Here is a 6508-nt window from a genome sequence, read left to right as displayed (position 1 = left end):
CCCCCGCCCTGCTCGTGACGTCCGCCGCCCAGGACCTGTCCGAGAACGCCGCCGATAACCTGATCGAGGAGTCCCATGGTCGTTTCTCCTATGGTGCGCTGAAAGGTCTATCGCTGCCGGCTGCCGCCCGTGGCGGCGCGCTCATGCGCGGGCAGGTGATCGAGGGGATTGGTCGTCGTGCCGCCCGATCCGACCACCGTGGTCGAATGACCGATGGCCGCGGGCGCGGAGACCTGGCCCGTCGACCGCCCGGCGGCGCGCGCATCCCGCGACGGCACGGTCCCGGGAGTCGGCTGGTCGTTGGGGTTGGCCGCCGACTGGGCCAAGGCGGGCTTGCCGCCAAAGGGGGTGACGAGCATGCCGAAGGCGGCCGAGACGGCGAGGCCCGCGACGAACAGGCTCGTGGCGGCGTTACCGGCGCGGGGGCGCAGGGCATGGCGCCGGCGGGCGGAGGTGGTGGTCATGATCAAGGCGGACTCCGGCGGGAGGGCGGGATCGGCACCGCGCGGTGCCCCATGCCCAACCAAGCCCGGGCCGGGCCGGCTGGTTCCTCCGAGCCTGTCCCGCCGGTCCGCGTTTCAGCCCTTCTTGCGACCGCCCCCGCCCTTGTATTTCGGTTTCTGGCCGCCGAGCCCCTGGGTCGAGCGGGCCTTGGGCCGCTCGGCCCAGGCCGGCGCGGCGTGACCGACGGGGAGCTCGCGGTCGGTGCCCGGCCCCATGTTGTCGAGGGTCGGCTTCGCGATCCGGCTCCGCTTCGCGCCGAAGCGACCGGCCTCGCGCTCGACGTCGCCCTGGCGCGCCATGGGGTCGTCGGAGACGAGGAGTTCCGTGGCCTGGAGGCGCTTGAGCTCGTCGCGCAGGCGCGCGGCCTCCTCGAAGTCGAGGTCGGCGGCGGCCGTGCGCATGCGCTTCTCGAGGTCGGCCATCACCGCCTTGAAGTTGTGGCCGATGGTGGCGGCATTCTTGGCGAGTCCCGTATCGACCTGGACGTGGTCGCCCTCGAACACGCTGCTGAGGATGTCGGAGATGCCGCGCTTCACGCTCTGAGGCGTGATGCCGTGCTCGACGTTGTAGGCGAGCTGCTTCGTGCGACGGCGCTCGGTCTCGGCCATGGCCCGCTCCATGGAGCCGGTGATGTTGTCGGCATAGAGGATGCAGCGCGCGTCGGCATTGCGGGCCGCGCGCCCGATGGTCTGGACCAGGGAGGTCTCGGAGCGCAGGAACCCCTCCTTGTCGGCATCGAGGATGGCCACCAGGGCGCATTCGGGAATATCGAGCCCCTCCCGCAGAAGGTTGATGCCGATCAGCACGTCGAAGGCACCCAGTCGCAGATCGCGAATGATCTCGATGCGCTCCAGGGTGTCGATGTCCGAGTGCATGTAGCGCACGCGCACGGAATTCTCGTGCAGGTACTCGGTCAGGTCCTCGGCCATGCGCTTGGTCAGCGTCGTCACCAGCGTCCGGTAGCCGGCCTGGGCGACCTCGCGGACCTCGCCCAACAGGTCGTCCACCTGGGAGCGGGCGGGCCGGATCTCGATGACCGGATCGACGAGGCCGGTGGGGCGGATGACCTGCTCGGCGAAGACGCCGCCGGTCTGCTCCATCTCCCACTTCGCCGGGGTCGCCGAGACGTGGATCGATTGCGGCCGCATGGCGTCCCATTCCTCGAACCGGAGCGGGCGGTTGTCGAGGCAGGACGGCAGGCGGAAGCCGTACTCGGCCAGCGTCGCCTTGCGGCGGAAATCGCCCTTGTACATGCCGCCGATCTGCGGAACCGTGACGTGGCTCTCGTCGGTGAACACGAGGGCGTTGTCGGGCAGGTACTCGAACAGGGTCGGGGGCGGCTCGCCGGGCTTGCGGCCCGTCAGGTAGCGGGAATAATTCTCGATGCCGTTGCAGGCACCCGTGGCCTCGATCATCTCGATGTCGAAGGTGCAGCGCTGCTCGATGCGCTGGGCCTCGATGAGGCGGCCCATCTTCGTCAGCTCGTCAACCCGCAGCTTCAGCTCGGTCTTGATGCCCTTCACCGCCTGCTGGAGGGTGGGGCGCGGCGTGACGTAGTGCGAGTTGGCGTAGACCTTCACGAACTTGAGGTCGTTGATCTTCTTGCCCGTGAGCGGGTCGAACTCGGTGATGGACTCGACCTCGTCGCCGAACAGGCCGATGCGCCAGCCGCGATCGTCGAGGTGGGCGGGCCAGAGTTCGATGACGTCGCCGCGCACCCGGAAGGTGCCGCGGGCGAAATCGGACTGGATGCGCTTGTACTGCAGCGCCACGAGGTCGGCCACGAGCTGACGCTGCTCGATCTTCTCGTTCAGCGACACCGTGAACGACATGGCGGTGTAGGTCTCCACCGAGCCGATGCCGTAGATGCACGAGACCGAGGCGACGAGGATCACGTCGTCGCGCTCAAGGAGGGCGCGGGTGGCGGCGTGGCGCATCCGGTCGATCTGCTCGTTGATCGAGGATTCCTTCTCGATGAAGGTGTCCGAGCGCGGCACGTAGGCCTCGGGCTGGTAGTAGTCGTAGTACGAGACGAAATACTCCACCGCGTTGTCGGGGAAGAAGCTCTTGAACTCGCCGTAGAGCTGCGCCGCCAGGGTCTTGTTCGGCGCCAGGATCAGGGCCGGGCGCTGCGTCGCCTCGATGACCTTGGCCATGGTGAAGGTCTTGCCCGAGCCGGTGACGCCGAGCAGCACCTGGTCGCGCTCGGCCTTCTTCACCCCGTCCACGAGTTCGGCGATGGCGCGGGGCTGGTCGCCCGCCGGCTCGAACTCGGACTGGAGGCGGAACGGCACGCCGCCCTCGGACTTCTTCGGCCGTTCCGGGCGGTGCGGCGCCCAGTTCTTGCCGTCCTTGAACAGGGGGTTGCCCTCGGTAAGCAGCCGCGACAGGGCATCCACCGTGGCCGAGACGCCGTCGGTGGCGAGCGAGGTGTCGCCGTCGTCGGCGAGCCCTTCCGGAGCGGGCCCGTCCTCGGGCGGGGTCAGGCCCAGGGCCTGGGCGAGGCGCGGATCGACTGCGGCCGCGTCGTGGGTGAACGCGGCCTGCGGCGCCTCGCCGAACCCCCCTGCAGGCGCGGGTTTCGCCGCCGGCTTCTTCGGTCGTCCGGGCCGGGCCGGGGCGGGCGGCGCGACGTTCGCCACCACCGGCAGGCGGTTTCGGTTCAGCGCCGGGCTGAGCAGGGCGGCGAGATGCTCGTCGAGGGGCTGAAGCTCGGGCTTCGACGCCTTCGGGGCTCCCTTGGACGAGGAGCCCTTGGACGAGGAGCCCGTGACGGTGGAGGAGCGCGGTTTGTTCGGGGCGGCCATGGGGACGATATGGGCCTTTCGACGGGGGCCGGGAAGGGCGCATATCCCGGCCGCGTGCATCCCCCCGCGCGCCCGACCCTGCGCCCGGCACATGGCCCGGCTGCGCAGGCGAACGGCTCACGCCCGAGACCGTTGACCCGGTGAACCGCGTCCGCGGCCACGGAGTTTTTCAGAGCATGACGGGAACGGCCCTCATCGCCGGTGCCAGCGGCATCGTCGGCAACAACCTCGCCCGCCACCTCGTGGAGACGGGCTGGGACGTCCACGGCCTCGCCCGCCGGCCCGTGGACATCGCCGGGGTGACGCCCGTGGTCGCCGATCTCACCGACCCGGCGTCCCTGAAGGCGGCCCTCGGCGACGCACGTCCGACGCACGTGTTCATCACCACCTGGATGCGGCAGGCGACGGAGGCCGAGAATTGCCACGTGAACGGCGCCATGGTCCGCAATCTCCTCGACGCCCTCGGCCACGCGCCCCTGGCCCACGTCGCCCTGGTGACGGGACTGAAGCACTACCTCGGCCCGTTCGAGGCCTACGGGAAGGGCACCCTGCCCCAGACCCCGTTCCGCGAGGACCAGGACCGCCTGCCCGTCGAGAATTTTTATTACGTTCAAGAGGATGAAGTCTTCGCGGCGGCCGCGCGGCGCGGCTTCACCTGGAGCGTGCATCGGCCGCACACCATCGTCGGCTACGCGCTCGGCAACGCCATGAACATGGGCGTGACGCTCGCGGCCTATGCCAGCCTGTGCCGGGAGTCCGGGCGGCCGTTCGCGTTCCCGGGCTCGCCCCAGCAATGGCATGGGCTCACCGACGTCACCGACGCGCGCCTGCTCGCCCGTCACCTCGCCTGGGCCTCCACCACGCCGGCCGCTGCCGACACCGCCTTCAACGTGGTCGACGGCGACGTCTTTCGCTGGTCGTGGATGTGGGGCCGCATCGCGGAGTGGTTCGGTGTCGAACCGGCACCCTATTCGGGCGAGGCCATGCCCCTGGAGCAGCAGATGGCGGGGGCGGCGCCCCTGTGGCGTGAGCTCTCCGCCCGGCACGGGCTCGTCGAAGCCGATCTCGACCGCCTCGCGTCGCCCTGGCACACGGATGCGGATCTCGGCCGGCCCATTGAGGTCGTCACCGACATGAGTCGCAGCCGCCGCCTCGGCTTCCTCGATTACCAGCCCAGCGACGACGCGTTCCTCGACCTGTTTTCGCGACTCCGGGCCGAGCGGGTGATTCCGTAGGGGCTCGATCCTGCCCCCGGCTGGACAGGCCGGGGGTCGAAACCCAGATCACGTCGGACACGAGACCGGACGGAGCCCGATGCAGCCGCAAGACCCCGAAACCCCCGAACGCCAAAAACCCGAGCTCGATGACGCGACCCTCGCCTTCGCCGGCAAGGTCTTCCAGTTCGCCCGCCTGGGGCATGCCCGGGAGCTCGCGGAGCTGTTCGGCCAGGGCCTGCCGGCCAACCTGCGCAACGACAAGGGCGACAGTCTGCTCATGCTCGCCGCCTATAACGGCCAGGCCGAGGCCGCGCAGGCGATCCTCGAGCATGGCGGCGACCCGGAACTCGCCAACGACCGGGGCCAGACGCCCCTGGCCGGGGCCGCCTTCAAGGGCGACCTCGCCATGGCCGAGCTGCTCCTGGCCCACGGCGCCCTCGTGGACGGCACCGCCGACGGTACCCGCACGGCCCTGATGACGGCGGCGATGTTCGATCGCGTCGCGATCATCGACCTGTTGCTGGCCCATGGCGCCGACCCGGACCGGCGCGACGGGGCCGGCCTCACCGCCGCCGAGATGGCCCAGTCCATGGGGGCGGTCGAGGCCCCGGCCCGCCTCGCCCGGGCGCCGCGCCCGAACGCCTGAAGCGACCTGCATCCGGGGCGGTTCGGGTGTATGGAGCGCGGGCGGCTCCCGACCGTCCGGCCCGATGAGTGACCCATGACCCGCTCGCTTGAGAACCGCCGCATCCTCCTCGTCATCGGCGGCGGCATCGCGGCCTACAAGTCCCTCGACCTCATCCGGCGCCTGCGCGAGCGCGGGGCGCAGGTGCGCCCCCTCCTCACCCGGGGCGCGCAGGAATTCGTGACGCCCCTCGCCGCCGCGGCCTTGGCCGGCGCGCGGGCGCATACGGACCTGTTCGACCGGGCGGACGAGGCCGAGATCGGCCACATCAAGCTCGCCCGCGACGCCGACGCCATCGTGGTCGCGCCCGCCACCGCGAGCCTCATGGCGCGGATGGCCACCGGGGCGGCCTCTGACCTCGCCGCCACGGTGCTGCTCGCCACCACCCTGCCGATCCTCATCGCGCCGGCCATGAACGTGCGGATGTGGCAGCACCCGGCCACGCGCCGCAACCTCGCGACGCTCCTGGGCGACGGCGTCCACGTGGTCGGCCCCAACGACGGCGCCATGGCGGAGGCCGAGTTCGGCCCCGGCCGCCTCGCCGAGCCCACCGAGATCGCCGACGCCGTGGAGGCGATGCTGGCCGGGGGCGAATCACCCGGCGGTTTCGGATTTCTCGCCGGGCGGGTGCCGGGCGGGTCCCTCGCGGGACGGCGCGTCCTCGTCACCTCGGGGCCGACCCACGAACCCATCGATCCCGTGCGCTACCTCGCCAACCGCTCGTCGGGCCGCCAGGGCCACGCCATCGCGGCGGCGGCGGCGGCGGCGGGGGCCGACGTCACCCTGGTCTCCGGCCCGGTCTCGATCCCCGATCCGGCCGGGGTCCGGATGATCCATGTGGAGACCGCCCGCGCCATGCTGGTGGCCGTGGAGGAGGCTTTGCCGGCGGACATCGCCGTGTTCACCGCCGCCGTCGGCGACTGGCGCCCGGCCGAGGTCGGCCAGAACAAGATCAAGAAGGACGGGAGCGAACCCGCGCCCCTGCGCCTCGTCGAGAACCCCGACATCCTCGCCACCGTCGCGGGCCGGTCGAGCGGGCGCCCGACCCTCGTGGTGGGCTTCGCCGCCGAGACCGACGACGTGCTCGCCAACGCCCTGAAGAAGATCGCCCGCAAGGGCTGCGACCTGCTGGTGGCCAACGACGTCTCGGCCGCCGGCGGCGTCATGGGCGGCCTCGAGAACACCGTCCACCTCGTTGGACGCTACGGCTCCGTCGAGACCTGGCCGACCCTCGACAAGGACGAGGTCGGGCGCCGCCTCGTCGCCCGGTTCGCCGCCCTGTTGCCGGTGTGACG

The 6508-nt window shown here is 71.1% G+C and carries 5 protein-coding genes; 3 read left to right on the top strand and 2 right to left on the bottom strand.

The window, feature by feature from the left end; all coding sequences use genetic code 11:
* Positions 1-107: 107 nt before the first annotated feature.
* Complete coding sequence (locus FV218_RS14755; RefSeq protein ID WP_056095855.1) at positions 108-359, bottom strand: hypothetical protein; 252 nt, start codon at positions 357-359, stop codon at positions 108-110.
* Between the two features lie 219 nt (positions 360-578).
* Positions 579-3311 carry an excinuclease ABC subunit UvrB gene (gene uvrB, locus FV218_RS14750; protein WP_147710406.1) on the bottom strand — a complete coding sequence of 911 codons (2733 nt, stop codon included), beginning with the start codon at positions 3309-3311 and terminating at the stop codon, positions 579-581.
* Between the two features lie 176 nt (positions 3312-3487).
* Here uvrB and FV218_RS14745 point away from each other — a divergent pair, with 176 nt between their 5' ends.
* The 3 genes from FV218_RS14745 to coaBC all read left to right on the top strand — a co-directional run bounded on the left by FV218_RS14745 (position 3488) and on the right by coaBC (position 6506).
* Positions 3488-4546, top strand: a complete 1059-nt coding sequence (locus tag FV218_RS14745; protein ID WP_147710404.1) for an SDR family oxidoreductase — start codon at positions 3488-3490, stop codon at positions 4544-4546.
* 79 nt (positions 4547-4625) lie between these two features.
* Entirely contained in the window at positions 4626-5174 is a 549-nt protein-coding gene (locus FV218_RS14740; protein ID WP_147710402.1) for an ankyrin repeat domain-containing protein, read from the top strand.
* A 75-nt stretch (positions 5175-5249) separates the two neighbouring features.
* Complete coding sequence (coaBC, locus tag FV218_RS14735; RefSeq protein ID WP_147710401.1) at positions 5250-6506, top strand: bifunctional phosphopantothenoylcysteine decarboxylase/phosphopantothenate--cysteine ligase CoaBC; 1257 nt, start codon at positions 5250-5252, stop codon at positions 6504-6506.
* The last annotated feature ends 2 nt before the right edge of the window (positions 6507-6508 follow it).

This window comes from Methylobacterium sp. WL69 (assembly GCF_008039485.1).
In the GTDB taxonomy this organism is placed as follows: Bacteria; Pseudomonadota; Alphaproteobacteria; order Rhizobiales; family Beijerinckiaceae; genus Methylobacterium.
Note: the sequence above shows the minus strand (reverse complement) of the source record. Positions and strands in the feature narration are given on the sequence as shown.